The following is a 23922-nucleotide window of genomic DNA, read 5'->3' on the forward strand; positions in this document are numbered from 1 at the left end:
GCTTTATGACGATATTTGGAATTGGATTACACGTGCTGGTGGCTTTGTTCTTCGCCGTGCACGTGATCCGCAGCGGGCAGCAGATGTACTGGCTGATGATTTTGTTCGCCTTCCCGCTGCTGGGCAGCGTGGTGTACTTCATCGCGATCTACCTGCCGGATTCCCGGCTGGAGCACGGCGCCCGCAAGATGGTGACGGCGGCCGCCCGCACCCTCGATCCGGGCCGCGAACTGCGTGAAGCGCGCGACGCCTATGCCTACACGCCCACCGCGCAAAACCAGATGCGCCTGGCCACTGCGCAGCTGGAAGCCGGCAACGCCGACGAGGCGGCATCGACCTACGAAGCCTGCCTGCAAGGTCCGTTCTCGGGCGACCTGGAAATCCGCTACGGCGCCGCGCGCGCCACGCTGGCCAGCGGCCGCGCGGCGGCGGCGGTGGCGCACCTGCAAACCATTCGCGCCAGCGACGCCAATTTCCGCGGCGAGCAAGTGTCGCTGCTGCTGGCCCAGGCCCTGGCCGCAGCCGGCCGCCAGGACGAGGCCAAGGCCGAGTTTGAATTTGCGCTGGGCCGTTACAACAGCTTTGCCGTGCAGGCCGAGTTTGCGATCTGGGCGGCAGGCAGCGGCGACGCGGCGCGCGCCGGCCAGTTGCACGCCGAACTGCAACGCACCATGGAGCGCTGGACCCGCCACACGCGCGACATGAACCAGGACCTGATACGCCGCCTGAACGCGGCGATGGCCGCCGCCGGGCGTTGACGCGCCGATTCGGCCGCCGTCGCGATTGAACATTACCGATCCGTCATGTTGCTGATAAAAAAAAGACAACGCAAAATGAGTGTCATAAAATCAAGTGCTTCTCAACGACAGTGAGACTGCACATGAAAATCAAAGCATTCCTGGCGGCGCTGGTGGCGGTGGTCTGCTGCGCGATGCCGTCAGCGCAAGCGCAAGACCAGACCAGCGACCGCCGTGGCACCGAGCGGGTCAACTTCGACAGCTACACGCCGTCGACGATGTACGATCTGGCACGCGAACGGCGCCAGAACTGGGCGCCGCAACCGGTCTGGGGTTTCCTGACCGTGCCGCAGAAAAAAGAAAAAGTGCCGGCCATGGTCATCATGCACGGCAGCGGCGGCATCGAATCCAACACGCAGATGTGGGTGGCCGCGCTGAACCGCATCGGCGTGGCGAGCTTTGTCGTCAGCAGCTTCGAGCCGCGCGGCATCACCAGCACCGTTGTGAACCAGACGCTGCTGTCGCCCGCCGCCAACCTGATGGACGGCCTGCAGGCGCTGCAAGTGCTGGCCGCCGATCCGCGCATCGACGCCGAGCGCATCGGCGTCATGGGCTTTTCGCGCGGCGGTGAAGTGGCGTTCCGCAGCGCCATCGAGCCGCTGCGGCACGCGGTCATCAAGTCCGACCTGAAGTTCGCGCTGCATATCCCGCTGTACAGCGGCTGCAACCAGATCTACTGGTCGCGCCAGATTACCGGTGCGCCGATACTCAGCCTGGTCGGCGGCATCGACGACTACACCGGCGTGGCCTCGTGCGAACGGCTGGCGTCGCTGTACGAAGGGGCGGGCGCGCAGATCCGCACCATCAAATATGACGGCGCCTACCATTCCTTCGACGCGACCTATGGCGTCAAATTCCTGCCCAATGCGCCGACCACCATACCCTGCGGCGTGGTGCGCTGGGAGATCGACAGCTGGACCATTTATTCGGAGCTGACCGGCGGCATACTCGATCCGGCGGCGCTGCCTGAGTTCTATCGCCAGTGCACCAAATACGGCGTGCATGTGGGCCGCAACACTGCCGCGGCGGCGCAGGCGCGCAGCGACGTGGTCGCCTTTGTGCAGCAAGTGTTCTTCGGCATCCAGCCGACGCAGCAGGAAACCCGGCCCTGATTACTTCGGCTTGGCGCTGTGGCCGGGGTTGTTGATGCCCCCGGTCGCGGCGATGGCTTGATTGAGCTTGGCCATGGTCTCGGCCGGCACGTCCTTGCTGCACAGGATGTGGCGCTTCATCCCCGGCGGCATGTCGGGGAAGTCGTGGCGCACCGCCACGTGCAGCGTCTTCTCGCGCGCGCGAAAATATTCCCAGTCCTCGCGGTCGACGAACATGAACGAGGCGCGGCCCACCGTCAGCATGCGCATCATCAGCGTGGTTTCCACGGTGCGGCTCATGATCTGGTTCTTGCTGTCCTTGATCATCTGGTCCAGCGCCGGCCCGTAGGACACGCCTTCCACCACCCCCAGCGTCAGGCTGGGATCGTCCAGCAGCGAGCTCAAGGTTGGGTGCGCCTTCACGCGCTGCACGGCGGCCTGCGAGATCAGCACCGTATGCGGCAAGTCTTCATGGATGGGCGAGGTGTATTGCGCCACCGCCTCGCGCTCGGGCAGGCGGTACCAGCTGATCGAGCAGTAGTTGGTGGCGCCGTGCGTGAAGTTGGCCCAGATCCGTTTCTGCGGTTCGTTGACGAACTGTACTGGCACGCCGGCCACGCTGAAGATGTTCTTCACGCGCTCCAGCAGGAAGCCCTTGGCTTCGCCCTGTTCGGTGTAGTGGTAGGGCGGCTTGTCGCGCCAGGCCACGGTCAGCGGTGGCGCGCACCAGCCGCTGGCGCTCAACATGGCTGTGGCGGCAAAGGGCAGGCTGCGAAAGAACAGGGCGCGTATCGTCATGGGCCAATTATAGGACCATCCGCTGCACTGGCGCGAGAACTGTGGGAAAATCTTGCACGTTTGATAAACAGGAGACCCATGAACACCTTGCCGCCCGCCTTTGTCGCCGCTTGCGACGCCGTCGATTTGCATCATCCGGAAGTGGCGCGGCTGGCGCGCTCGCTGGCCGCCGACACGCCGCGCGCCACCGCGCAGCGCTGCTTCGAATGGGTGCGCGACCAGATCCAGCACAGCATCGATTTCAAGCGCGACGAGGTCAGCGTCGATGCGTCCGAGGCGCTGGCGCTGGGCACCGGCTTGTGCATCGCGAAAAGCCATCTGCTGGTGGCGTTGTTGCGCACCAACGGCATTCCGTCCGGCTTCTGCTATCAGCGCCTGACCTTGCGCGACGCCGGCTCGCCGTTCTGCACGCACGGCCTGGTGGCATTGTGGCTGGAAGAGGGCGGCTGGTACCGCTGCGATGCGCGCGGCAACAAGGCCACGGTGCAGTGCGAGTTCACGCCGGGCGCGGAGAACCTGGCCTTCCCGGTGGTGAACGAGGGCGAGCAGCTGTACCCGCAGGTGTGGGCGCAGCCCTGGCCCGAGCTGGTGCGGCGCATGCGTGAGTTGCCGTCGATTGCGGCCTACTGCGTGACGCCGATCGACGCCGCGCCGCCAGCAGACGGCGTGGCGCTTACGCTGGAATGATTGCGCCGCCGAGGTCGTGGCGCGTGACGGCGCCTTGGACGTCGATGGCGATCCAGCCGCCGCGTGGCGGCGTCGCTTCCGGTTCCCAGTCCGGCAGCACGTAGCGGCGCTTGCCGTCCACGTGATGCAGCGCGGGGCGGTGCGTGTGGCCGTGGATCATCACGTCGGCGCCGGTGGCGGCGAACACGTCGCGGATGGCTTGCGGCGTCACGTCCATGATCTCGTAGGATTTATCGCCCTGGTCCTTGCGGCTGTTCTCGCGCATGCCGGCGATGATGGCCTTGCGCTGCGCCAGCGGCATCGCCACGAACTGCTGCTGCCACGCGGGCTGCCGCACCATGGCGCGGAATTCCATGTACTTGATGTCTTCGGTGCACTGGGCGTCGCCGTGCAGCACCACCACACGCTGGCCTGCGATGTCGGTGACGAAGGTTTCCGGCAGCAGCGTCAGGCCTGCTGCGGCGGCGAACTGCGGGCCGACCAGGAAATCGCGATTGCCGGCGATCCAGTAGACGGCCACGCCCGCATCGCTGACGCGGCGCAGCGCGGCGATGATCTGTTGATGCAGGGGATCGCTGATGTCGTCGTCGCCGGCCCAGTATTCAAACAGGTCGCCGAGCAGGTACAACTGTTGCGCGCGCCGCGCATGCCGCTCCAGGAAGTCGAAGAACGCTTCGCTGGTGGCGGGATGCGCGGGCTGCAAATGCAGATCGGAGATAAACAGCGCGCAGACCTGGCCGGCGCGCATGTTGGCATCGCTCATTAATTAAGCAGCCAGTTCGATCTTCTCGATGATGATGTCTTCTGCCGGCACGTCAGCGAACATGCCGCTGCGGGTGGTTTTGACTTTTTTCATTGCGTCGACCACGTCGGTGCCGTCGATGACTTTACCGAACACGGCGTAGCCCCAGCCGTCCTGGCCTGGGTAGTCCAGGAAGGAGTTGTTCTTGACGTTGATGAAGAACTGGGCCGATGCCGAGTGCGGCGCCGAGGTGCGGGCCATGGCCAGCGTGTATGGCTCGTTTTTCAGGCCGTTCTTGGCTTCGTTTTCGACGGTGTCGTCGGCAGGCTTCTGCTTCATGCCTGGCTCGAAACCGCCGCCCTGGACCATGAAACCGTCGATCACGCGGTGGAAGATGGTGTTCGAGTAGTGGCCGGCTTCCATGTATTTCAGGAAGTTGGCGACCGATTTCGGCGCTTTCTCGTCGTTCAGTTCGACGGTCATGTTGCCCATGTTGGTGGTGATGATTACGTTGGTCATTTTTATGTCCTGAGGTAGTTAAAGAAAACGGCAGGCCGCTATTTTACAGTTTTGGCTGGATCGGGGTCTTCAAAATCGTCGCCGACTTGATTACGACCGGGATCACCGGAATATTCTGGAAGCTGCCTTTGTCGTCGACCAGCACGCCCTTGATCTTGTCGACCACTTCCTGACCCTTGATGACTTTGCCGAACACCGTGTAGCCGAAGCCGTCGCGGCCCGGGTAGTTCAGGGCGTCGTTGTCGGACACGTTGATGAAGAATTGCGAGGTGGCGGAGTTAGGATCGCCGGTGCGGGCCATGGCCAGCGTGTAGGTGTTGTTGGTCAGGCCGTTCTGCGATTCGATAGGCACCGGCGGGTTGGTTTTCTTTTGCTTGAGCTTTTCATCGAAGCCGCCGCCCTGGATCATGAAGCCGTCGATCACGCGGTGGAAGATGGTGCCCTTGTAGAAGCCGGCCTTCACGTAGGTCAGGAAGTTGTCGACCGATTTGGGGGCTTTCTCGTGATTGAGTTCGACGACGATATCGCCCATCGAGGTCTTGATCTCGACCTGCGGCGTGGCATTGTTGGCGGCCGGCGCGGCTGCCAGCGCGGCGCCGGACAGGGCGACGCCGGCAAACATGGTCATCAGTTTGGCGAACAGCGATGGCTGAGTTTGGTGCATTGTTACTTCCTCATATAGGTTTTATCAGTGGGAATAGTCAGACTTGCCAAAAATCCTAAGACAGATTGGGTCTATGCTGTTTTTATCAATGCTATACTTGTTCATTCTACCCCTTAGAAGGTGGAAAGAATAACTACCGAGTGTCAGCCGGTCCCCAACGTGATGCAACGAACCAGGTGCGCCCCAACTGTGCCGCGCCCGGTTCTCGTATTGCCTGCGACCCCGACGCGCGCTTACAAGAGAATACGCAAGAGCCCGATGAGCAATTTAAAGATTTACAACACGCTGGCGCGTGACAAGCAGACATTCGTTCCCATCGAAGCCGGCAAAGTCCGCATGTACGTCTGCGGCATGACCATCTACGACTACTGCCACATCGGCCACGCCCGCATGATGATGGCGTTTGACGTCATGTACCGCTGGCTGCTGGCGTCCGGCTATGAAGTCACGTACGCCCGCAACATCACCGACATCGACGACAAGATCATCAAGCGCGCGGTCGAGAACGGCGAGACCATCTCGCAGCTGACCACCCGTTTCACGCAATACATGGACGAAGACACCGGCGCGCTGGGCATCCTGCCGGCCACGCTGGTGCCGCGCGCCACCGAATACGTGCCGCAGATGCTGGCGCTGATCGAAACGCTGGAGAGCAAGGACCTGGCCTACCAGGGCAGCGACGGCGACGTCAACTACGCGGTGCGCAACTTCCCCAACTATGGCCGCCTGTCGGGCAAGTCGCTGGACGACCTGCGCGCCGGCGAGCGCGTCGACGTCAACACCGGCAAGCGCGATCCGCTGGACTTCGTGCTGTGGAAGGCCTCGAAAGAGTCCGAGCCGGACGAGGTCAAGTGGGATTCCAAGTGGGGCAAGGGCCGTCCGGGCTGGCACATCGAGTGCTCCGCCATGTGCTCGGCACTGCTGGGCGAACATTTCGACATCCACGGCGGCGGCGCCGACCTGCAGTTCCCGCACCACGAAAACGAGATCGCGCAGTCGGAAGGCGCGTTCGGCCGCACCATGGTCAACTACTGGGTGCACAACGGCTTCGTGCGCGTGGATAACGAGAAGATGTCCAAATCGCTGGGCAACTTCTTCACCATCCGCGACGTGCTGAAGAAGTACGACGCCGAAGTGGTGCGCTTCTTCATCCTGCGCGCCCATTACCGCAGCCCGCTGAACTATTCGGACGCCCACCTGGACGACGCCCGCGTCGCGCTGACCCGCCTGTACACGGCGCTGGACGGCGTGGAAGGCGACGGCCTGGCGCTGGATTGGCAGGAGCCGCACGCCGCGCGCTTTGCCGAAGCGATGGACGACGACTTCAACACGCCGGTCGCGCTGGCCGTGCTGTTCGACCTGGTGAGCGAGCTCAACAAGTCGAAATCGCCGGCGGTCGCACGCCAGCTGAAGGCCCTGGCCGGCGTCATCGGCCTGCTGGCCCGCACGCCGCAGGAGTTCCGCCAGGCCGCCGTCGGCGAGACCGATACCGATGGCGACGCCGCCATCGCGGCCAAGATCGCCCAGCGCATCGAAGCCAAGAAGGCGCGCAACTTCGCCGAATCGGACAAGATCCGCGCCGATCTGCTGGCGGCCGGCATCATCCTCGAAGACAAGCCTGACGGCACGACCAACTGGCGCCGCGCATAATGGTCAGCGCCAAGGATAACGAGGGCGCAGGCGGCCCGGTATCGGCCGTGCCGCCGTACTGGGAAGAGGCCAAGATCGAGCTCATGAAGCGGGACCGCATCATGAAAAAGCTGATCCCGCAATTTGGCGACCTGCACCTGGTCGGCCATGACGACCCGTTTACCACCTTGGCGCGTTCCATCGTCGGCCAGCAAGTGACCACCAAGGCGGCCGACGTCGCCTGGAAAAAGCTGCTGCTGGTCAGCCCGAAATGCACGCCGGCGCAGATCATCAAGGCCGGCGCCGAGCAATTGGCGGCCTGCGGCCTGTCCAAGCGCAAGACCGAATACATCCTCGACCTGGCCGACCACTTCAAGAACAAGCGCGTCCACACCAGCCAGTGGGACCAGATGGATGACGAAGCCGTCATCGCCGAGCTGGTGCAGATCCGCGGTATCGGCCGCTGGACAGCCGAGATGTTTTTGATATTTAATCTGCTGCGACCGAATGTTTTGCCGCTCGATGACCCCGGTCTGATCCAGGGCATCAGCCAGAATTATTTTTCCGGCGAACCCGTGTCCCGCAGCGATGCGCGCGAGGTTTCGGCCAACTGGGAACCCTGGCGCACCGTCGCCACCTGGTACTTATGGCGTAGTCTGGACCCGGTTGCTGTAGAATAGATGCTCTAATCGCTGTGCGAGGCTTTTTTGTGCCCGCATGGCTGAGAATAATCACGGAGGTACAATGACCAAAACGACTTTCCTCAACTTTGAGCAACCGATCGCCGAACTCGATGGCAAAATCGAAGAGCTGCGTTTCGTCCAGGACGATTCGGCTGTCGACATCTCTGAGGAGATCGACCGTCTGGCCAAAAAGAGCCAGCAACTGACCAAAGACATCTACGCCAAGCTGACCCCTTGGCAGGTTGCGCAAATCGCGCGCCACCCGCAGCGTCCATACACCATGGACTACGTCAACGAAATCTTCACCGACTTCCACGAACTGCACGGCGACCGCAGCTATGCGGACGACCTGTCGGTAGTCGGCGGCCTGGCGCGCTTCAACGGCCAGGCTTGCATGGTCATCGGCCATCAAAAGGGCCGCGACACCAAAGAACGCGCCATGCGCAACTTCGGCATGCCTAAGCCTGAAGGCTATCGCAAGGCCATGCGCCTGATGAAGCTGGCTGAAAAATTCGGCATCCCTATCTTCACCTTCGTCGACACGCCGGGCGCGTTCCCGGGCATCGACGCTGAAGAGCGCGGCCAGTCGGAAGCGATCGGCCACAACCTGTACGTGATGGCGGAACTGAAAGTGCCGTTGATCGCCACCATCATCGGCGAAGGCGGCTCCGGCGGCGCGCTGGCGATTGCCGTCGGCGATGCGGTGCTGATGCTGCAATACGCGACCTACTCGGTGATCTCGCCGGAAGGCTGCGCATCGATCCTGTGGAAGACGTCCGAGCGCGCCGCCGATGCGGCCGAAGCGCTGGGCCTGACCGCGCACCGTCTGAAGGCCATGGGCCTGATCGACAAGATCGTCACCGAGCCGCTGGGTGGCGCGCACCGCGATCCGAAACAGATGGCCACGCTGCTCAAGCGCGCGCTGGCTGATTCGCTGCGCCAGTTCCACGGCATGAAAACCAAGGACCTGCTGGAAGCCCGTCACGAGAAGCTGATGAGCTACGGTAAGTTCAAAGAAACCACGCCGCAAGAGTAATCGCGCGCGGCATGACACAACGACCGGGGGCGCATGCCCCCGGTTTGCATTTTGGAGCAGCAATTGAAGAAGCAACAGATCCCGACCCTGACCTCGACCTTTGAACAGGCAGTCGCCACCGCGCTGGCGCAGCAAGACGCCACGCCACGCATGGCCGTGGCCCTCAGCGGCGGCCTCGACTCGTCAGCGCTGCTCCACCTGGCGCACGCCTACGCGCAAGCGCATGGCGTGGCCTTGTACGCCTTCCACATCCATCACGGCATCAGCGCCAACGCCGACGCCTGGCTGGCCCACTGCGAGCAAGCCTGCGCCGCGTTGGGCGTGACCTTCGAAGCGCGCCGCGTGCAGCTGGCCGATCAGCAGAAGAGCGGCACCGAAGCGGCCGCCCGCAAAGTGCGCTACGCAGCGCTGGGCGCGCTGTGCGCCGCGCACAACGTGCCGCTGCTGCTGACCGCGCACCACCTCGACGACCAGGCCGAAACTGTGCTGCTGCAACTGCTGCGCGGTTCCGGCCCGGCCGGCCTGTCCGGCATGGACGCCGCCAACGCCGCGCCGGAACTGCTGGCCAATCCCGGCCTGGTGATGGCGCGTCCGCTGCTGCCGGCATCGCGCAAGCAGCTGTCGGCTTACGTGGCCGAGCACGGCATCACTTACATCAACGACGAATCCAACGACGATCCGCGCTTTGCCCGCAACGCGCTGCGCCACAAGGTGATGCCGGCGCTGGCCGAGGCCTTCCCCGGTTTCCAGGAGCGCTTCGCGCGCAGCGCCCAGCACGCGCAGTCGGCCCAGCGCCTGCTGACCGAGCTGGCGCAGCAAGACCTGGCGCTGTGCCTGGTCGACGACTGTATCGACATCGCTCAACTGCGCCTGCTGAGCCTGGACCGCAGCTACAACATGCTGCGCCACTGGTTCGGCACCCGCAACCTGCGCATGCCGAGCGCGGCCTGGTTGTCCGAGATGCTGGCTCAACTGCTGGAAGCGCGCGACGGCGCCCAACCTCTGGTAACGCACCCCGATTGCCACGTAAGACGTCACCGCGACCGCCTGCACATCACGCCCAAGCTGGCCGACCTGGAAGGCACGCGTGAAGACGAGTTCGACAAAACGCCGGGCACCACCTTCCGCTGGAACGGCGAGACGGAGCTGGCGTTCCCGGCCTACGGCGGCGTGCTGCATTTCGATGCGGCCGGTGAAGGCGAAGCCGGCCTGGACGGCGACTGGCTGCGCGGCCAGCAACTGCTGATCGAGTTCCGCAAAGGCGGCGAGCGCCTGAAGCCGGCCCACAACCGACCGACACGCGGCCTCAAGTACCATTATCAGGCGCTGGACATTCCAGCCTGGGAGCGTTCGCGCTTGCCGGTGCTGAGCGCCGGCAAGCAGGTCTTGTTCGCGGCCGGGGTCGGCATGGATTGCAACCAGCTGGTAGGTGAGGGCGCTTCACGCTGGCGCCTGCGTTGGCAGGCTGTATAGACAATCACCCCTATCTGCCGAATTTTGTATGTAGATATGTCTATTCGGTATGACATTATGAGTTTTTTGACTTGTTATTTTGCAGTGCGACATGTAGAGTTAAGGGTTCCATTTACCTTTATTTGAGCGGAAAACTCACTGTTATGGCTTTAATCGTGCACAAATACGGCGGTACGTCGATGGGTTCGACGGACCGTATCAAGAACGTGGCGCGGCGTGTCGCCAAGTGGCATGACGCCGGGCACCGCATCGTCGTCGTGCCATCGGCAATGTCCGGCGAAACCAATCGCCTGATCGCCCTGGCCAAGGAAATTCAAGAGCAGCCTGACCCGCGCGAACTGGACATGATCGCCTCCACCGGCGAGCAAGTATCGGTTGGCCTGCTGTCGATGGCGCTGCTGGCGATCGGCAAGAAAGCCGTGTCCTACGCCGGCTGGCAAGTCGCGATTAAAACCGATTCCGCTTTCACCAAGGCCCGCATCCAGTCGATCGACAATGAAAAGGTCAACCGCGACCTGGACGACGGCAAGATCGTCATCATCACCGGCTTCCAGGGCGTGGATGAGGGCGGCAACATCTCGACCCTCGGCCGTGGTGGCTCGGACACTTCCGCCGTGGCGATCGCCGCCGCGATGAAGGCCGACGAATGCCTGATCTTCACCGACGTCGACGGCGTGTACACGACCGATCCGCGCGTGGTGTCGGAAGCGCGCCGCCTGAAGGCGATCACGTTTGAAGAAATGCTGGAACTGGCGTCGCTGGGCTCGAAAGTGCTGCAGACCCGTTCGGTCGAATTCGCCGGTAACTATCGCGTGCCGACCCGCGTTCTGTCGTCGCTGACCGACCCCATGCTGGACCTGGAAGTAGAAGCCAACTCGGGCACCCTGATTTCGTTTGAGGAAGACACACATATGGAACAAGCAGTCATCTCCGGTATCGCGTTCAACCGCGATGAGGCCAAAATCACCGTACTGGGCGTGCCTGACCGTCCGGGCGTGGCGTACCACATCCTGGGCCCGGTGGCCGACGCCAACATCGAAGTCGACATGATTATCCAGAACCAGTCGGTCGATGGTAAAACTGATTTCACCTTCACCGTCTCGCGCAACGACTACCAGCGCGCCGTGGACGTGCTGAACGGCACCAAGGAAGAGCTGGGTGCTGCCAGCATCACCGGCGACGCCAAGGTATCGAAGATCTCCGTGGTCGGCGTTGGCATGCGTTCGCACGTGGGCGTGGCGTCGCAGATGTTCCGCACCCTGTCGGAAGAGGGCATCAACATCATGATGATCTCGACTTCGGAGATCAAAATCTCCGTATTGATCGATGAAAAATACATGGAACTGGCCGTTCGCGCGCTGCATAAAGCGTTCGAATTGGAAAAGGCATAATTTTTCAAAAATATCGTTGGGTAGCCTTGACCAAATGTGTCTCGGTCTATACTATGACGGTCGTCTGCTCTAGCGCAGTTTGGTAGAAAAGACATAGTTGAGTGATCGACTAGGAGACGTGGCCGAGTGGCCGAAGGCACATCCCTGCTAAGGATGCATACGGCTTATACCTGTATCGTGGGTTCGAATCCCACCGTCTCCGCCAGAACAAATAAAAAAGCCTCCCCTGCGGGAGGCTTTTTTATTTGTCTGGACGGAACGGTGGGGTTCGAAGGATTTGCGCTTGCAAGCGCAAATCCCCTCCGAATCGCCCAACTGCTGGCGCAGCGCGCCAGCCCCGCGCGCCGAGGGCGCGCGACGTCCGCGTCACCCAAGCGCCGCCCTTGACCAAAGGCGAAACGATCTATACGATAGCGACCACCTACTCCAAAGCAAGACCGTGGAGAAGGCAGAGTTGAGTAATCGACCGGGAGACGTGGCCGAGTGGCCGAAGGCACATCCCTGCTAAGGATGCATACGGCTTATACCTGTATCGTGGGTTCGAATCCCACCGTCTCCGCCAGTATTTTTAAAAACCCGCTTCGGCGGGTTTTTTCATTTCTGTCCTTCTTGTTGGTCCCAGCCGCTGATTCAGCGCAAAGCCACATTCACCGGACCGGTATGGGCCACGTCGTCCGCCTGATCCAGCGACCAGCGGCTGCGGTCGAGCGTTATGTCGTGCTTCGAGCCGGCCTTGGTGCTGCGCAGCTCGACCCGCATCTGGTCGGCGCTGAAGGTCAGGATGCCGTAATTTTTCAGCGGACGTCCGAACAGCAAGGTCTTGCGCGCGACGCCGGAGCTGACGATCTCAATCACGCCGTTGTCGTCTTCCAGGTAATTGTCGTGCACGTCACCGGACGCAATGAAGGCGCCGGGCCGTCCGCGCATCAAATCGCACAAACGCGTGCATGCCGCCGGATACTGAGCCCAGCTCTCGTCACCGATACGGTGCACCGTGCTGCTGGACGCGACCATGATGAACTGCATGGTCGAGGAACGGAATACCTGTTCCAGCCACTCCCACTGGACCGCCCCCAGGATGGCGTCGCGGTTGTCCGCGCTCTGATGAGGACTGCTGCGGTAGTAGCGCTCGTCCAGCACGATGATGTCGACCGGCGCTGCGCGCACCACCCGGTACACGTCCGGGTTCGCCTTGATACCGAAGGCGTTGACGAATTCCTGGCGCGCGGCTTCGCGCAACGCCGGGTCATGGTCGCCGCCGTAGCGGTTATTGCCCAGGAAGTCGTGGTCGTCATAGATCGCGACGACGCGCTTTTCGTGCTCGGCCATATGCGCCAGCAAGGCCTGGAAATGCGCTTCCTTGAATTGCGCGGCATAGAGCGCGCGCAGCTCGGCGCCCAGTACGGCGGGATCGGTGTGATGGTCATGGCCGAGGTAGACGGTGTCGCCGAGCAGCAGCAGCACATCCGGATCCTCGTCCAGGATTTCTTGCCAGACAGGTTGAGGATCGATTTGCTGTAGCTTGGCGCAGGAAGTCAGGGCGATTTTCATGGTGATGCCTCCGTGTTGGGGAAGGGGAACGAAACGAGTCTGGTTTGCGGCCTGCTAGGGTGTCGCATCTGCCTGCTGCAGCCTTTGGACATGCGGCCGGCAGTCCAGGGCGGCCGCAGCGCAAGCGGCGATGGCGCTCCGCTGGGCGGACTGCTCCATGAGCGCGGCGGCGGCCCGTCCGATGAACCAGCCCAGTGGCGCGCGTTCGGCATGGCGTTCGGCTTCACAGGCGCCGTCAGAAGACAGATCGTAGGTCAGGTATTTCGGCCTCAGACCGGTGTGCGATATGAGGTCGTCCACCGCATCGCTGGCCCGCGCGGTGCGTGAAGCCAGCAGTGCCACGAGCGCGGTCGGGATCGGGGAGTGCCTGTTTTGTTGCGCCGTGCATAGACCTCGGTCGGGCCCGAGGTTGCCATCGATGTCCAGCAGCACTGCGCCGGGGCGCGCATCCGGAAACAGCCGGGCGAGCGTATGGGCGCCGGAATTGTCTGCATAGCCACCGTCGACCAGCCGTCGCGCAGGTCTGTCGAACGATTTTCCGGCGGGCGTGACGATGGGGAAGCGCGCACTGTGCAACACCGCCATCCCCAGCGTCATGTCATACGGTTGAAGCAGGGGACCGCTGTTGGCTGTCCTGTGTTCGTTGGAATAGTAGGCGGTCTTGCCGTTGTCGGCATCCGCCGTATTGAAATAGACCGCCGGGCGGTACTTCATCCCGCCGTCGAGTTCGGTCAGGCGCATGCCCAGGCCGGGGACCATGCCGGAGCTTCGGCTTGCAATGGCATCGACTATCCCATCCTGCCAGCTAAGCAATAATGCTTGACCGCGTATCGGTACTTGCCAGAAGAGCGGCAGATCGTGCGCCAGCATCCGGGCGATGGCAGGCGACAAGTGATCGCGCACCAGCGCACTGCGGACCACATCGGTTAGTGGGGTCGCTGGGTTTGGTGCGCCGACTCGGCAGTCGAGCCATAGTGCGGCGTGCAGTTGCTGGCGAGCGGTCAGGTAGGTCGCGATGCCCAGGCTGCCGCCCGACACCCCGCTGAAGGCGCGGATGCGTTCACCAAATTGTCCGCAACTCATATCGTCGGCCAGTGCCAGCACTTCCGCGGTGTAAATGGCGGCACGCAAACCACCGCCGTACGCATTCACCAGCATCTCGCGGTTATCGTTCACCGTTGGCGGCAGGGCGGTCGCGGCAAGCCCACCTTGTACTTCCATATGTTCCTGGCCGAGAGATTCGCTGCCGAAGATGGCAACCAGTGCCAGCACAGCGAGCGCTACGGCCCCAGTCAGGCCGGCGACCTGTTGAGCGAGGCTCCGGATGACCAGCTGGCCCAGTGTCAAGGCCAGCATTGCGGCGATCAGAAAGAACAGCACGGCCGCTGCCGACCCCAAAGCGCGCACCATTTCGCGCGACAGCAGTGTCATTGCGTTCAAGACGAGCAGGCTGGAGACCAGAAGCAGGAACAACTGGGGCAGGCGTTGTGCCAGTGCGTGAAACGTCGCAGCCGAAGAGGGTGCCATGCCCAGTTGCCGCAATAGCCTGCGGCGATGGATAACGAAACTGAAGGAGGCGGTGGGTAGCACGGCAATGGGCAGGATCCAAAGCTTGGTGCTTGCCGGCAGAGACAGCGTACAGGTCACGATCGCAATAGCAACCGCCGCCGCGATGGCAATAAGCCGTACCACGCGGCGATGGAAAAATATGTAGACGCATAGAGGCGACGCCAGCAGGGCTGTGGTGAGTGCTGCTGCGGTGGCTGCATTCAACAGCGGCATGAAGGTGGCAAAGAGCAGGGCGCCCAAGGCTGCAGCTTGTACTGCCAAGCCCAGGATGCGCGGATACCATGTGACCGCTACGCTAAGTTGAGTCGCGCCAGGTGGCGCCATCAGGGCACTTGGGATCGAAGCTGCCATCTCGATCGTGCACAGCAGTCGCGAGCAATACCAGACGCCGCCTGTCAGCAAGAAAGCCGTGGCGATGTACGCGACCAGCGGCGTACTACCTGGTTGGGTTTCCGTCGGCGCGGATACAGGAGAGGCGGCTGTAAAGCTGTGAAGGATTTCGCGGGTTTGCGGGACGGCAAAGAACAGGATGGCCGTCACGGTGGCAAACATGGTGGGAATGGCAGCGCGCCGCAACGCAACGTATAGCCAGGGCAGCACAGGTGACAGCCTGAGGGCGAGGAAATCGAGGAGGTGAGTTATTGCTGTGTTCAGCTTTCTCATGGTGCTCCGTCCTTGGACAACCGCGCCGGAAGGATCTGTTTTGGTGGCGCCAGGGTGTGTAGCTTAACAGCTGTATTTCGTGGATTGCTATCCAACTCTCTCTCGATATCGGTGCTGTTGCGTTAGCAAGGAGATATTTTCAAATTGTTATGATTGGAGAGAATTATGGAGGCGGGCCGGCCGCACAATAGGGCTGTGTAGGATCTGTCCTACAAAGATGGGCTGAAATCCATAGCCGACGAGAAATCAAAAAGGAGTAACCATGCCGTCCGTTTATGTGAAGTTGCGTGAGCTCTGGCGGCAATGTCACGAGGTGCGCGTCGGCTATCTGGCGCGGACGAGGGAACTCCTTGAAGAGGTAAAACGGCCCGCCGCCAATGCGGCGTTCGAGCAGTTGCTGGGCGAGGTCGCGGCGCTGCATTGTCGTATCTTCCGGCGCAGTCCGCGGCGCAGGCCGGAACTGATCGCGCTGCTACAGGGGGCGGTTTATACGGCGGCGCATGACGTTGACAAGGGGCGTGAGTTATACAAGCAGGCAGAGCAACGATTCCAGCAATCGATGCAGACCACGAATCAGCTGGCGTTCATCGGTGGCGCCTTCTTTGGTGCGTTGATCGGGATGATCGCAGGTTATTGGATGATCGGTCTCACCACTTCCAAATTGCCTTTGGCCGGCAATCTCGCCGACGGACAGACGATCGCGTCACTGTGCTTTTACGGCTTGTTCGGCAGTTTGACCAGCATCTGGCTCAGGGTGTCGGCGATGTCGCTGCAGCAGGTCGACAGCCTGGCTTTCGTTATCGTTTCCGGCATGATCCAGCCCTTCATCGCGCTGGGCTTTGTCGCCGTCATTTTCGTTATCATCCGATACCAGGTATTAGGCATTTCGATCGGCACCGAAGGAAATAAAGAAGCTGTGTTGTGGGTCGCCGCTTTCTTGTGTGGTTTTAGCGAGCGCTTCGCACCTGCGATTTTGAATTCAACTGCCGCAGCATTTACTGCCGGGAAGTCGGCAAGCAAATGAGCGACAGCGCTGGGCTCCCGGCAGCGACATTGAGTGCGAAGCTGGTGTGATTCGCCGCCCTTACTGATTCTTCGGCACGGCCGGCAACTGCTCGGCCCACAGGCGCGCGGATGCGTCCAGCGCCTGGCGGCGCTCCGCCGCCACCATCGGAATCAGGCGTGCCCGCGCGGCGCGGCCGGAGGCGCAGCCGGCGTTGCGGTCGCGCCGTCCGAACTGGCGTTTGAGCACGCAGTCATACTCATACACGGCCGCCGCATCCTCGTAGGCCGCTTCCAGCTGCTGCGGCAGCTCTGCCGCGTAGCGCACCACCAGTTCCGCCGACGCGCCCTTGAGCCCGACGTCGAAGGCGCCAGCCTGATGGCCGTACTTCACCGCCTGATTCAGTGTGCGCCAGGCGGCCGGCTGCTTGCGGATATTGGCGATGCCGGGTGGCTGGCGCGTTTCCGAGCTGCCGTCCGACGAGGTCATGGTCATGCCCCAGCCATTGTCGCCGGTGAGTTTTTCTTCGTAGCAGGCCAGGCGATTGTGCGCCTCGATCGCGCGCAGGCGGATCGCGTCGCGGTCGCCCGCATCGGCTTCCTTCTGATTATCCTTGAGCCAGTCTTTGTAGGCGGCGTTGGATTTCTTGCCGATCAGGATGTCGCAATCGCTCAGCTCCAGGCCTGCGGCATGCGCGCTGGCGCAGCCCAGTGTGGCCAGGAGAAGGGTGTACAGCAAACGGTGGGTGGTTTTCATCGTGGTCATTTTCTCTATCAGTTAATATCGTTTAGTGTTTTTCGAATTGCATAGGGCGGCCGCGGCGTTCCAGTATCAGCTTGCCGTCCTGCACATCGAGCGTGAAGTTGAAGTTGGCCGATGCGGCCGCAGGCGGTTGGAAGTCCAGCTGGTAGCGGCCGCGCTGCGCGTCCGCCGCCGGCACGGTGTACACCATCCATTTGTTTTCGTTGACTTCCAGATGGCTCACGGCGATCTGGCGCACCGGCCCGCTGAAGCTCGTGCGCCAGCCTTGTGCGCCGGTCTTGCCTTCCGACTTGAGCGGCGCGTCACCCAGGACTGCCACCTTGAAGTCGGGGATGCTCTTGCCCTGGTAACGCAGGTCGACCAGCAACTGGCCCGCAGGCAGGGTGACAGGAGGTGCATCGATGGAAGGGCGCATCGATGCCGCCTGCACCGGCGCGGTCTCGGAGCGGAACACCACCTGCTGGTTCCAGACCGTCCAGCTGCCCTGGGCGTATTCATCGACGGCGCCATAGGCCATCGAGTACTGGAACTTGCCATCCGGCCGCAGCAGGATTTCCGCGCCCACTTCAGTGGCGCCGGCCAGATAGTAGTGGCCTGGCAGTTTGGCTTGCAGCGTTTGATCGGCTGCCTTGTCCTGTTGCGGCTCCGCATCCGCCGCAATGATGGGGCCGGCAGGCGCGCGCCAGCCGGCCTTGGCCAGCAGGCCGGTCAGCGGATCGTTTCTGCTCGCGGCGATCGCCACCCAGGTGCCGGCGTCGAAGGTTTCGCGGCCCGGTCCAAGCTGCGGCAGGCGTTCCACCAGGTGCTGGCCCAGCCAGCCTTCCAGCAGCAGGTCGGGCCGCCCGGACAGGTGCAGCGCCAGCCGCTCCTGCATGCCGGTGCAGACGTCGCCGATGGCAAAGCCGTGCTCGCGCAGCACCGTCCAGTAGCTGGCTGGCGACTCCAGCACCACTTTGCCCAGCTGGCCATTCGACTTCATGCAAACCTGTTTGATCGGCAGGCTGAAGTCCTTGGTCACGAAGCGCAGCATGTCGGCGTTGAGCGAAGCGACGGCACGGTCCAGCGCCGTGCCCCAGGGTTGCACGGTGGACGTGTCGATCACGCCGCCATGGGCCAGCAGAACTTTGAGGGACTCCATCTTCCCTTGTGAAATCGCGTATTCCACCGGGCTCGCCTGCAAGCCGTTGTTGTCCAGCTTGTTGTGCAGGTTCGGATCCTCGCCATGCGCCAGTATCGTCGGCAGCAGATCCGGGCGATCCGCGCCGATGGCGAAGAACAGGAAGCGGGGTTCGCCTGGGTTTGTGTCGCTGTCGGCGTTGTCCAGCAAGCCGTGCTGGATCAGCAAGCTGGCCAGCCGGCGATCCGGAGAAGAGAATGCCCTGCCGATGGCCTGTCCACTCATCTTCTGCAAGGGGGCGCCTGCTTCGATCAGCTTGCGCACACGCGCCGCGTTGATCCCGTTCGGGTTCTCCAGCACGTACTCCACCAGCGAGCGCCTCATCTCGGCCAGGGATCGCTTTTGCACTTGCACCACATGGTGCAGCAGCAGGTCCAGCATGGCGTCGTCAGGCGCCTGCAGCGACAGCGACAATGCCGAGTCCCATTCGCTCAAAGGATCGGCGCCTTGCGCCAGCAGGGCTTGCACGGCTTTGGGCTCGTTGTTGCGCACGGCGTCGGCCAGGTCCTGCACGCTGCCGCCGGCATGGACGGGGGCGCCTAGCGCGGCCAGCTTCGGTATCCATTCCAGGCGGCGGGCGGCTGTGGCTTGATTCAGCAGTGTGCCGCTTCCCAGCTGCTCGTTGCGGGCGTAGAGGCTGCGGTAGTTGTAGCTGAAACCATTTTGCGGCGGCGCTTTCTGACTCCAGTTCATATCCCTGACCAGCAATTGCTGCAGCACTTTGTCGCGGCCGGGCGCGCTGCTATGCATGGCCAGCATGGCGGCATCGAGCCAGCGGTCGCGCTTCTGCTTGCCGTAGCGCGAGACGCGCGGCTTGAGCCAGGCGATGGCGTCGGCATTGCCCGCCTCGGCAGCGTAGTCGAAGGCGGTTTTGCCTTCTTCATCGTCATCGACGGGACTGGTGCCGGTCTTCAGGAGCGCGTCGAGCACCGCCGTGCCGCGCGTCTGGGACAGCATCTCAGGCCAGGTCCGATAGTCGGCGTGGGGGAGCTTGAGCTTGAATCCACGATCCTTGCCGCGGAGCTGGTCGATATCATCGCGGATGAACGGCCGCGGCGCTCCAGCCTGCAGCAGCGCCAGCAAATTCCCGGTGCGCTGTTCCGGCGTGATCAGCTCCGGCAGGTTGCGGGCGTACTCCTTTTGCTCCAGCGCGAATTCCAGCGGCGCATAGCGATTGTTCTGGCCGCCGTACTGGCGCGGATCGGCGCCGTGCTTGAGCAGCAGCCGCACCATCTCGGGCGTGCCGAACATCGCGGCCAAGTGCAGTGGCGCGGCGTGGTCCCGCTGGTCGCCCTCATTGATGCTGGCGCCGCGCCGCAGCGCCTGCGCCAGCATGCGGGTCTTGGCCGGCAGCAGCGCGGCATGGCGAGCCTGCTGCGCGTGCCAGTGGGCGGTGTCGCGCGTATGATTGCCCTCCTTGCGCCAGGCCTCGGCTTCCGCGTACAGGCTGGCGGCGGGCATCAGCAAGGTGTGCAGCAGTTTTTTGCCTTCGACCAGATAGTCGTCGATGTTGTTGACCTTCGCCAGCAGGCGGGTGAAGTCGGCTTCCTGGCCTTCATTGGCGGCTTTGAACAGGGCCAGCACTTCCGGTGTCGGCGTGAGCTTGCCCCGCGCATCGTCGACGTAATTGATCTTGCGCTGCATGCCGTAGCGCGACGCCTGCGGGAGTGCATCGCCTTTCTTCCACGTGTCGAGCAGCGCATGGCCTTCGTTGAGCTGCGCTCTGGTCAGGGTGTCGTCCCAGCCGTCCTTGAATTTTTGTGCTTCCGTGCTTCCGCCTTTGACGGCCAGCCGGTACAAGACAAACGCCAGCACGTAGTCCTTCGGCACGCCGTATCCCATGGTGTACAACTCGCCGAGCTGATACTGTGCATCCGCGATACCGCCTTGCGCGGCCTTGCGCAGCCAGAGCGCGGCCTGTTCGGGATTCGGCGTCATGCCGTAGTGGGCACTCCAGTACAGCGTACCTGCCTTGTGGGCGGCCTCCAGATCGCCCGTTTCGGCGAGGGCCTTGTACCAGTCGCGCGGATCGCGCCGGCCTGTCGTGGAGACGGCCGGCAACGGCGTGCCCGGCTTCCAGGCGGCGGCCATGCTTTCCGCCTCGGCCAACTGCTCGGGCGACATCTCTTCCACCTGGCGTGCCAGCGTCTTTTCCGATTCGCCGCCATCGTCCTTGTCCAGGCGCCGGCTGGCCAGCAGGTTGAAGGCATGGCTCAGCACGCGGTCGTAGGGCACGCCTTCGGCCCGTTCGAGGCGCGTCGCCAGCCGGGACAGATCGCTGGCGCCGCCCAGCTCCGCAACCTTGGCCATCCAGAAGGTGGCCTGCGTCGGGTTGCTCATCTTGTAGCTGTAGTCGTACATCGCGATCAACTTGCGCTGCGCCGCTTCGTTGCCCGAGCGGGCCGCCAGCAGGTACCAGGATTCCGCCGTCGTCAGATTGCGCCCTTTATCCTTGCAGTGCTGCTCGTCGTTCTGATAGAGATCGCCCAGCGTCTTTTGCGCCGCCGCGTCGCCCGTTTCCGCGATCGGGGTGAGCGTCTTGACTGCTTCTTCGCAACGGCCTGCCTCGTAGGCCGATAAGCCGCCGGTCAGATCTGCGCGGGCAGTGCCGGCCAGGCCGATTCCTATGCCGAGCAGGGCCAGCGCGAGGACTGTTGGTTTCATACATGCTTTCGGAGTGCCGCGGCAGGGCCGCAAAGGCCGCCATGATAAGCCGAAGACATATATTTATGGCAACACCATTGAAATCCGATTGAAATCGCCGAAGTTGCATTTCAGGATGTTGTCATACAATAAAAATTAATTTAAACAATAAGGGAATGGGCATGCGAGTTGCAAAGATCGGATTATTGATGGGGGTGTTGTTTGCCACGGCGCTTGCCTCGGCCGCGGTTCCGGAGGGCAGGTGGAAGTTTGAGCGGGCAGGCGACTTCGAGGGCCGTATCCCGGCGAATCAGGCGCCGCCGTTCCCCACCCTGGAGTTTAGTAAAAACGAAGTCAGCCTGTCTGCAAGCTGCGTTGCCAAGGTCACGTCGGAACCCTATTATTTTCCGGATGTGTTCCAGCCGCTAACCAAGCAGGGTATTTCGGCGAAGCAGATGGATTACTTCCTGTTGAAGAATTTTCATTTGGCGCTGGCCGGAACGAAGGAGATCTACTCCCTGGATTCGACGGAAAAATGCGGGAGCCGTCGCACCATGGAATTCTTTGTGATAGGCGACCGGATCCTGGCTGTGACAGGCATTACGTTTTACTCCTACGTAAAAGTCCCGGTCGAAGCGTCGGCGGGGCCGCAGGGGACGATCGCGTCGGCGTACAAGCTGAGCCAGCTGCCCTTGGATTACGACCGCTATTATGCGTCCTGCCTGCCGAAAATCCTGGCCAAGGGCCGGCCGCATACGACCGACAAATGCGCCCCGGATTACTTCCCTTACGTCGCCGATCCAAAGAGTTCCGATCCCATCATGAAACTTGTGGGCAATCACGATTATTCGAAGTGGGGACAGCAATACACGGAGGGCTTCTCTCCACCGTTCCAGCAGAAAATTCCAGCAACCTTCCTGGTGTTCGCGCCGATGAAGGATGTGGTCCTGGTGCGGGTCGATGATTTTGCCTACGTGCGCAATGAGGAGCGCGACATCATGAGCGGCGTGTATCTTTCCATCGCCGGCGGCAAGGTGGTCGATCAGATCTACGGCTGTCAGTTCAACCGCGACTATGTCTGCATGCACGAAGGGCGGGCGAGGGCGAAGCTATTGGACAACGGCAAGTTTCAAAAGCTGCAGTGATGCAGCCAGCCTGGCAGCAACGCCGGCCACAGCGTTAGAGCCTACTGTTTATTCGGTTTATACCGTTTACACCCTAAGGAGCAATGTTGGGTGAGGCATATTGCTAAAATGGTACACTTACGGATTTGGCATGGAGGCGGACATGGTCACAGCGGTGGGAGCGGTCGGCGCCAGTGGCGCTTCGGGCGGCAACAGTGCGATTGAAGTGCTGCAAAGGAAGATGGGCGATTTGATGAAGAAGCTGCGGGAGGCGACGCAAGACCGGTCGCCGGGCGCGAAGGAGCGCTTGAAACTGCTGCAGATGCAGATCCAGGCGCTGCAGACGCAGATCGCGCAACTGCAATCGGCCGCCGCGCAGAAAGCCGCGCTGGAACAGTTGAAGCATCAGCAGGAGTTGTCGGCCGCTGCGGCGCGCAAAGCGAAATCCAGCGAAGCGACGGTGGGAAGTGTGGTCGATACGACCGCGTGATGATGGCGTCCCCAGGGGGATTCGAACCCCCGTACTCACCGTGAAAGGGTGATGTCCTAGGCCTCTAGACGATGGGGACTGTGAACTGCCAAATTGAAACACATTGGTGGAGGTAAGCGGGATCGAACCGCTGACCTCTTGCATGCCATGCAAGCGCTCTCCCAGCTGAGCTATACCCCCCTGTGTGCGGCCGAGATTATAGCAAAGGGCCTGCGTAAAGCAAGAAAGAATTGATTGCTTCGCCAGATGGCGCGGTTTTGCCTTTCCAATCTGTAATAAAGTGGTCATCCTGCCGACAGCCTGGAACGGATAAAATTCGCCAACCCTACGGGCTGGATGATTTTATCCTCGAATTTTTCCACGGCATCAATGTCAACGCATCGATGATCACAGCGAGCTGATCGGGCAAGCGTTGCACACCCTCGGCAAAAAAACTGCATGTCGACGGCATTCCGGCGCGGCGGTAACTGGAATTTCTGCGCAAAACGAGGGTATCATGACTCCATATATTGACGAACGCGGCGACAGCGATCAGCGGCCGTTTCTCGGTCAATAATAATAAGATTTTCTTGAACAGGGTAGTATGAAGACTATTGAATTGGCAGGCGGTCCACATGCCGTGCTGGCATTGCATGGCCTGCTGGGGAACCCGCTGGAAATGCAGTATGTGGGCAAGCGCCTGCAACGTGCAGGGTATACGGTGGTCATCCCGCTGATACCGGGCTATGGCTATTCGTCCGGCCAGGCCGACTCTTATCGGACCACGCGCAGCGAGCGCTGGTTCGAGGAAGTGTCGCGCCTGTTCGACCAGCTCAAGCAGACCCACAAGAGCGTGTCGGTGGTCGGCCTGTGCATCGGCGCGGTGCTGGCCTTGCGTCTTGCTATCGAGCGCGGCGACGAAGTGGCCGCCCTCGGCCTGCTGGCCACCACCTTGTCGTACGACGGCTGGAGCATCCCCAAGTATCGCTTCCTGCTGCCGCTGGCGTACTACACGCCGGCGCGCCACTGGTACTCCTACCAGGAACGCTATCCCTACGGTCTGAAAAACGAAAACTTGCGGCGCTGGATCGCGCGCGAGATGAAGGTCAGCGATTCGTCGGCGGCCGGTGCCTCGCGCCTGTCGGCCGAGGGCATCTTCCAGGCCCACCGCCTGATCAAGCAGGTGCGCAGCCAGTTGTCCAAAGTGATCGCGCCGGCGCTGATTATCCATGCCGAGGAAGACGACGTCGCCAGCACCAAGAGTGCCGACCTGGTCGAACGCAGCATCAGCTCGCCGAGCCGCCGCAAGATCATCTTGCACGACAGCTACCACATCATCACCCTCGACAATGAGAAAGAACTCGTTGCCGACGAGACGATCGCGTTCTTCAACCAGCACCTGCCTGCCGAAGACGCGCTGCTGAACCGCGCTTAACACATTCCATACTGAG

General features: G+C 62.0%; 20 protein-coding genes and 4 tRNA genes. 14 read left to right on the forward strand and 10 right to left on the reverse strand.

What is annotated here, in order from left to right:
* Positions 1-5: 5 nt before the first annotated feature.
* Together GEV02_RS13240 and GEV02_RS13245 are read left to right on the forward strand one after the other, a co-directional pair.
* Positions 6-758 carry a tetratricopeptide repeat protein gene (locus GEV02_RS13240; protein WP_152838404.1) on the forward strand — a complete coding sequence of 251 codons (753 nt, stop codon included), beginning with the start codon at positions 6-8 and terminating at the stop codon, positions 756-758.
* A 122-nt stretch (positions 759-880) separates the two neighbouring features.
* The gene (locus tag GEV02_RS13245; protein WP_152838405.1) at positions 881-1909 is read left to right on the forward strand and encodes a dienelactone hydrolase family protein; all 1029 of its coding nucleotides are present in this window, start codon (positions 881-883) and stop codon (positions 1907-1909) included.
* Here the strand turns inward: GEV02_RS13245 and GEV02_RS13250 are convergent, their stop codons facing one another.
* Positions 1910-2686 carry a substrate-binding periplasmic protein gene (locus GEV02_RS13250; protein WP_152838406.1) on the reverse strand — a complete coding sequence of 259 codons (777 nt, stop codon included), beginning with the start codon at positions 2684-2686 and terminating at the stop codon, positions 1910-1912.
* Between the two features lie 78 nt (positions 2687-2764).
* On the opposite strand from GEV02_RS13250, the gene GEV02_RS13255 reads away from it, so the two are divergent.
* The gene (locus tag GEV02_RS13255) at positions 2765-3373 is read left to right on the forward strand and encodes a transglutaminase-like domain-containing protein (RefSeq protein ID WP_152838407.1); all 609 of its coding nucleotides are present in this window, start codon (positions 2765-2767) and stop codon (positions 3371-3373) included.
* Here the strand turns inward: GEV02_RS13255 and GEV02_RS13260 are convergent.
* The 3 genes from GEV02_RS13260 to GEV02_RS13270 are packed head-to-tail and all read right to left on the reverse strand — an operon-like array spanning position 3360 to position 5298.
* Positions 3360-4136 (reverse strand): UDP-2,3-diacylglucosamine diphosphatase, encoded by a 777-nt coding sequence (locus GEV02_RS13260; RefSeq protein ID WP_235922757.1) that lies wholly within the window; start codon positions 4134-4136, stop codon positions 3360-3362. The two genes, GEV02_RS13255 and GEV02_RS13260, sit on opposite strands and share 14 nt — an antisense overlap.
* 3 nt (positions 4137-4139) lie before the next feature.
* On the reverse strand, positions 4140-4634 hold the full coding sequence (locus GEV02_RS13265) for a peptidylprolyl isomerase (protein ID WP_008447521.1): 495 nt from the start codon (positions 4632-4634) through the stop codon (positions 4140-4142).
* 43 nt (positions 4635-4677) lie between these two features.
* Positions 4678-5298 carry a peptidylprolyl isomerase gene (locus tag GEV02_RS13270; RefSeq protein WP_152838408.1) on the reverse strand — a complete coding sequence of 207 codons (621 nt, stop codon included), beginning with the start codon at positions 5296-5298 and terminating at the stop codon, positions 4678-4680.
* Positions 5299-5556: 258 nt separating this feature from the next.
* Between GEV02_RS13270 and cysS the strand changes: the two genes are divergently transcribed.
* The 7 genes from cysS (at position 5557) to GEV02_RS13305 (ending at position 12072) form a co-directional block, all read left to right on the forward strand.
* Complete coding sequence (cysS, locus tag GEV02_RS13275; RefSeq protein WP_152838409.1) at positions 5557-6948, forward strand: cysteine--tRNA ligase; 1392 nt, start codon at positions 5557-5559, stop codon at positions 6946-6948.
* Positions 6948-7607 (forward strand): DNA-3-methyladenine glycosylase family protein, encoded by a 660-nt coding sequence (locus GEV02_RS13280; protein ID WP_152807234.1) that lies wholly within the window; start codon positions 6948-6950, stop codon positions 7605-7607. The genes cysS and GEV02_RS13280 overlap by 1 nt, the downstream gene beginning before the upstream one ends.
* Before the next feature lie 64 nt (positions 7608-7671).
* Complete coding sequence (locus GEV02_RS13285; protein ID WP_008447525.1) at positions 7672-8646, forward strand: acetyl-CoA carboxylase carboxyltransferase subunit alpha; 975 nt, start codon at positions 7672-7674, stop codon at positions 8644-8646.
* A 63-nt stretch (positions 8647-8709) separates the two neighbouring features.
* The gene (tilS, locus tag GEV02_RS13290) at positions 8710-10119 is read left to right on the forward strand and encodes a tRNA lysidine(34) synthetase TilS (protein ID WP_152838410.1); all 1410 of its coding nucleotides are present in this window, start codon (positions 8710-8712) and stop codon (positions 10117-10119) included.
* Positions 10120-10262: 143 nt separating this feature from the next.
* The gene (locus GEV02_RS13295; protein WP_008447528.1) at positions 10263-11510 is read left to right on the forward strand and encodes an aspartate kinase; all 1248 of its coding nucleotides are present in this window, start codon (positions 10263-10265) and stop codon (positions 11508-11510) included.
* A gap of 112 nt (positions 11511-11622) precedes the next feature.
* Positions 11623-11715, forward strand: a tRNA-Ser gene (locus tag GEV02_RS13300).
* Positions 11716-11979: 264 nt separating this feature from the next.
* Positions 11980-12072 (forward strand) — tRNA-Ser (locus GEV02_RS13305).
* A gap of 68 nt (positions 12073-12140) precedes the next feature.
* Here the strand turns inward: GEV02_RS13305 and GEV02_RS13310 are convergent.
* Both GEV02_RS13310 and GEV02_RS13315 read right to left on the reverse strand, forming a co-directional pair.
* Entirely contained in the window at positions 12141-13061 is a 921-nt protein-coding gene (locus GEV02_RS13310; RefSeq protein ID WP_152838411.1) for an alkaline phosphatase D family protein, read from the reverse strand.
* A 54-nt stretch (positions 13062-13115) separates the two neighbouring features.
* Positions 13116-15293 (reverse strand): hypothetical protein, encoded by a 2178-nt coding sequence (locus GEV02_RS13315; protein WP_152838412.1) that lies wholly within the window; start codon positions 15291-15293, stop codon positions 13116-13118.
* A gap of 262 nt (positions 15294-15555) precedes the next feature.
* Here GEV02_RS13315 and GEV02_RS13320 point away from each other — a divergent pair, with 262 nt between their 5' ends.
* The gene (locus tag GEV02_RS13320) at positions 15556-16317 is read left to right on the forward strand and encodes a hypothetical protein (RefSeq protein ID WP_152838413.1); all 762 of its coding nucleotides are present in this window, start codon (positions 15556-15558) and stop codon (positions 16315-16317) included.
* Positions 16318-16377: 60 nt separating this feature from the next.
* Here GEV02_RS13320 and GEV02_RS13325 read toward each other — a convergent pair whose 3' ends face one another.
* Both GEV02_RS13325 and GEV02_RS13330 read right to left on the reverse strand, forming a co-directional pair.
* Positions 16378-17061 carry a hypothetical protein gene (locus GEV02_RS13325; RefSeq protein ID WP_152838414.1) on the reverse strand — a complete coding sequence of 228 codons (684 nt, stop codon included), beginning with the start codon at positions 17059-17061 and terminating at the stop codon, positions 16378-16380.
* 22 nt (positions 17062-17083) lie between these two features.
* Positions 17084-20899, reverse strand: coding sequence for an ankyrin repeat domain-containing protein (locus tag GEV02_RS13330; RefSeq protein ID WP_152838415.1), 3816 nt, complete (start codon positions 20897-20899; stop codon positions 17084-17086).
* Between the two features lie 161 nt (positions 20900-21060).
* Here GEV02_RS13330 and GEV02_RS13335 point away from each other — a divergent pair, with 161 nt between their 5' ends.
* Complete coding sequence (locus tag GEV02_RS13335) at positions 21061-22023, forward strand: hypothetical protein (RefSeq protein WP_152838416.1); 963 nt, start codon at positions 21061-21063, stop codon at positions 22021-22023.
* Between the two features lie 142 nt (positions 22024-22165).
* Positions 22166-22492, forward strand: a complete 327-nt coding sequence (locus tag GEV02_RS13340; protein WP_174999088.1) for a FlxA-like family protein — start codon at positions 22166-22168, stop codon at positions 22490-22492.
* A 3-nt stretch (positions 22493-22495) separates the two neighbouring features.
* Here GEV02_RS13340 and GEV02_RS13345 read toward each other — a convergent pair.
* Both GEV02_RS13345 and GEV02_RS13350 read right to left on the reverse strand, forming a co-directional pair.
* Positions 22496-22571: transfer RNA gene (locus GEV02_RS13345), tRNA-Glu, on the reverse strand.
* A 25-nt stretch (positions 22572-22596) separates the two neighbouring features.
* Positions 22597-22672, reverse strand: a tRNA-Ala gene (locus GEV02_RS13350).
* A 403-nt stretch (positions 22673-23075) separates the two neighbouring features.
* Between GEV02_RS13350 and GEV02_RS13355 the strand changes: the two genes are divergently transcribed.
* Positions 23076-23906 (forward strand): alpha/beta hydrolase, encoded by an 831-nt coding sequence (locus tag GEV02_RS13355; protein ID WP_152838418.1) that lies wholly within the window; start codon positions 23076-23078, stop codon positions 23904-23906.
* Positions 23907-23922 lie beyond the last annotated feature (16 nt).

Origin of the sequence: Rugamonas aquatica (genome assembly GCF_009380215.1) — a bacterium.
Taxonomy (GTDB): Bacteria; Pseudomonadota; Gammaproteobacteria; order Burkholderiales; family Burkholderiaceae_D; genus Rugamonas; species Rugamonas aquatica_B.

Coding starts and splice junctions, on each gene's coding strand:
- GEV02_RS13250 (WP_152838406.1), bottom strand. CDS start 2,686: ATGACGATACGCGCCCTGTTCTTTCGCAGCCTGCCCTTTGCCGCCACA.
- GEV02_RS13325 (WP_152838414.1), bottom strand. CDS start 17,061: ATGACCACGATGAAAACCACCCACCGTTTGCTGTACACCCTTCTCCTG.
- cysS (WP_152838409.1), top strand. CDS start 5,557: ATGAGCAATTTAAAGATTTACAACACGCTGGCGCGTGACAAGCAGACA.
- GEV02_RS13320 (WP_152838413.1), top strand. CDS start 15,556: ATGCCGTCCGTTTATGTGAAGTTGCGTGAGCTCTGGCGGCAATGTCAC.
- GEV02_RS13340 (WP_174999088.1), top strand. CDS start 22,166: ATGGTCACAGCGGTGGGAGCGGTCGGCGCCAGTGGCGCTTCGGGCGGC.
- GEV02_RS13265 (WP_008447521.1), bottom strand. CDS start 4,634: ATGACCAACGTAATCATCACCACCAACATGGGCAACATGACCGTCGAA.
- GEV02_RS13255 (WP_152838407.1), top strand. CDS start 2,765: ATGAACACCTTGCCGCCCGCCTTTGTCGCCGCTTGCGACGCCGTCGAT.
- GEV02_RS13260 (WP_235922757.1), bottom strand. CDS start 4,136: ATGAGCGATGCCAACATGCGCGCCGGCCAGGTCTGCGCGCTGTTTATC.
- GEV02_RS13330 (WP_152838415.1), bottom strand. CDS start 20,899: ATGAAACCAACAGTCCTCGCGCTGGCCCTGCTCGGCATAGGAATCGGC.
- GEV02_RS13315 (WP_152838412.1), bottom strand. CDS start 15,293: ATGAGAAAGCTGAACACAGCAATAACTCACCTCCTCGATTTCCTCGCC.
- GEV02_RS13280 (WP_152807234.1), top strand. CDS start 6,948: ATGGTCAGCGCCAAGGATAACGAGGGCGCAGGCGGCCCGGTATCGGCC.
- GEV02_RS13310 (WP_152838411.1), bottom strand. CDS start 13,061: ATGAAAATCGCCCTGACTTCCTGCGCCAAGCTACAGCAAATCGATCCT.
- GEV02_RS13240 (WP_152838404.1), top strand. CDS start 6: ATGACGATATTTGGAATTGGATTACACGTGCTGGTGGCTTTGTTCTTC.
- GEV02_RS13245 (WP_152838405.1), top strand. CDS start 881: ATGAAAATCAAAGCATTCCTGGCGGCGCTGGTGGCGGTGGTCTGCTGC.
- GEV02_RS13270 (WP_152838408.1), bottom strand. CDS start 5,298: ATGCACCAAACTCAGCCATCGCTGTTCGCCAAACTGATGACCATGTTT.
- GEV02_RS13335 (WP_152838416.1), top strand. CDS start 21,061: ATGCGAGTTGCAAAGATCGGATTATTGATGGGGGTGTTGTTTGCCACG.
- GEV02_RS13285 (WP_008447525.1), top strand. CDS start 7,672: ATGACCAAAACGACTTTCCTCAACTTTGAGCAACCGATCGCCGAACTC.
- GEV02_RS13355 (WP_152838418.1), top strand. CDS start 23,076: ATGAAGACTATTGAATTGGCAGGCGGTCCACATGCCGTGCTGGCATTG.
- GEV02_RS13295 (WP_008447528.1), top strand. CDS start 10,263: ATGGCTTTAATCGTGCACAAATACGGCGGTACGTCGATGGGTTCGACG.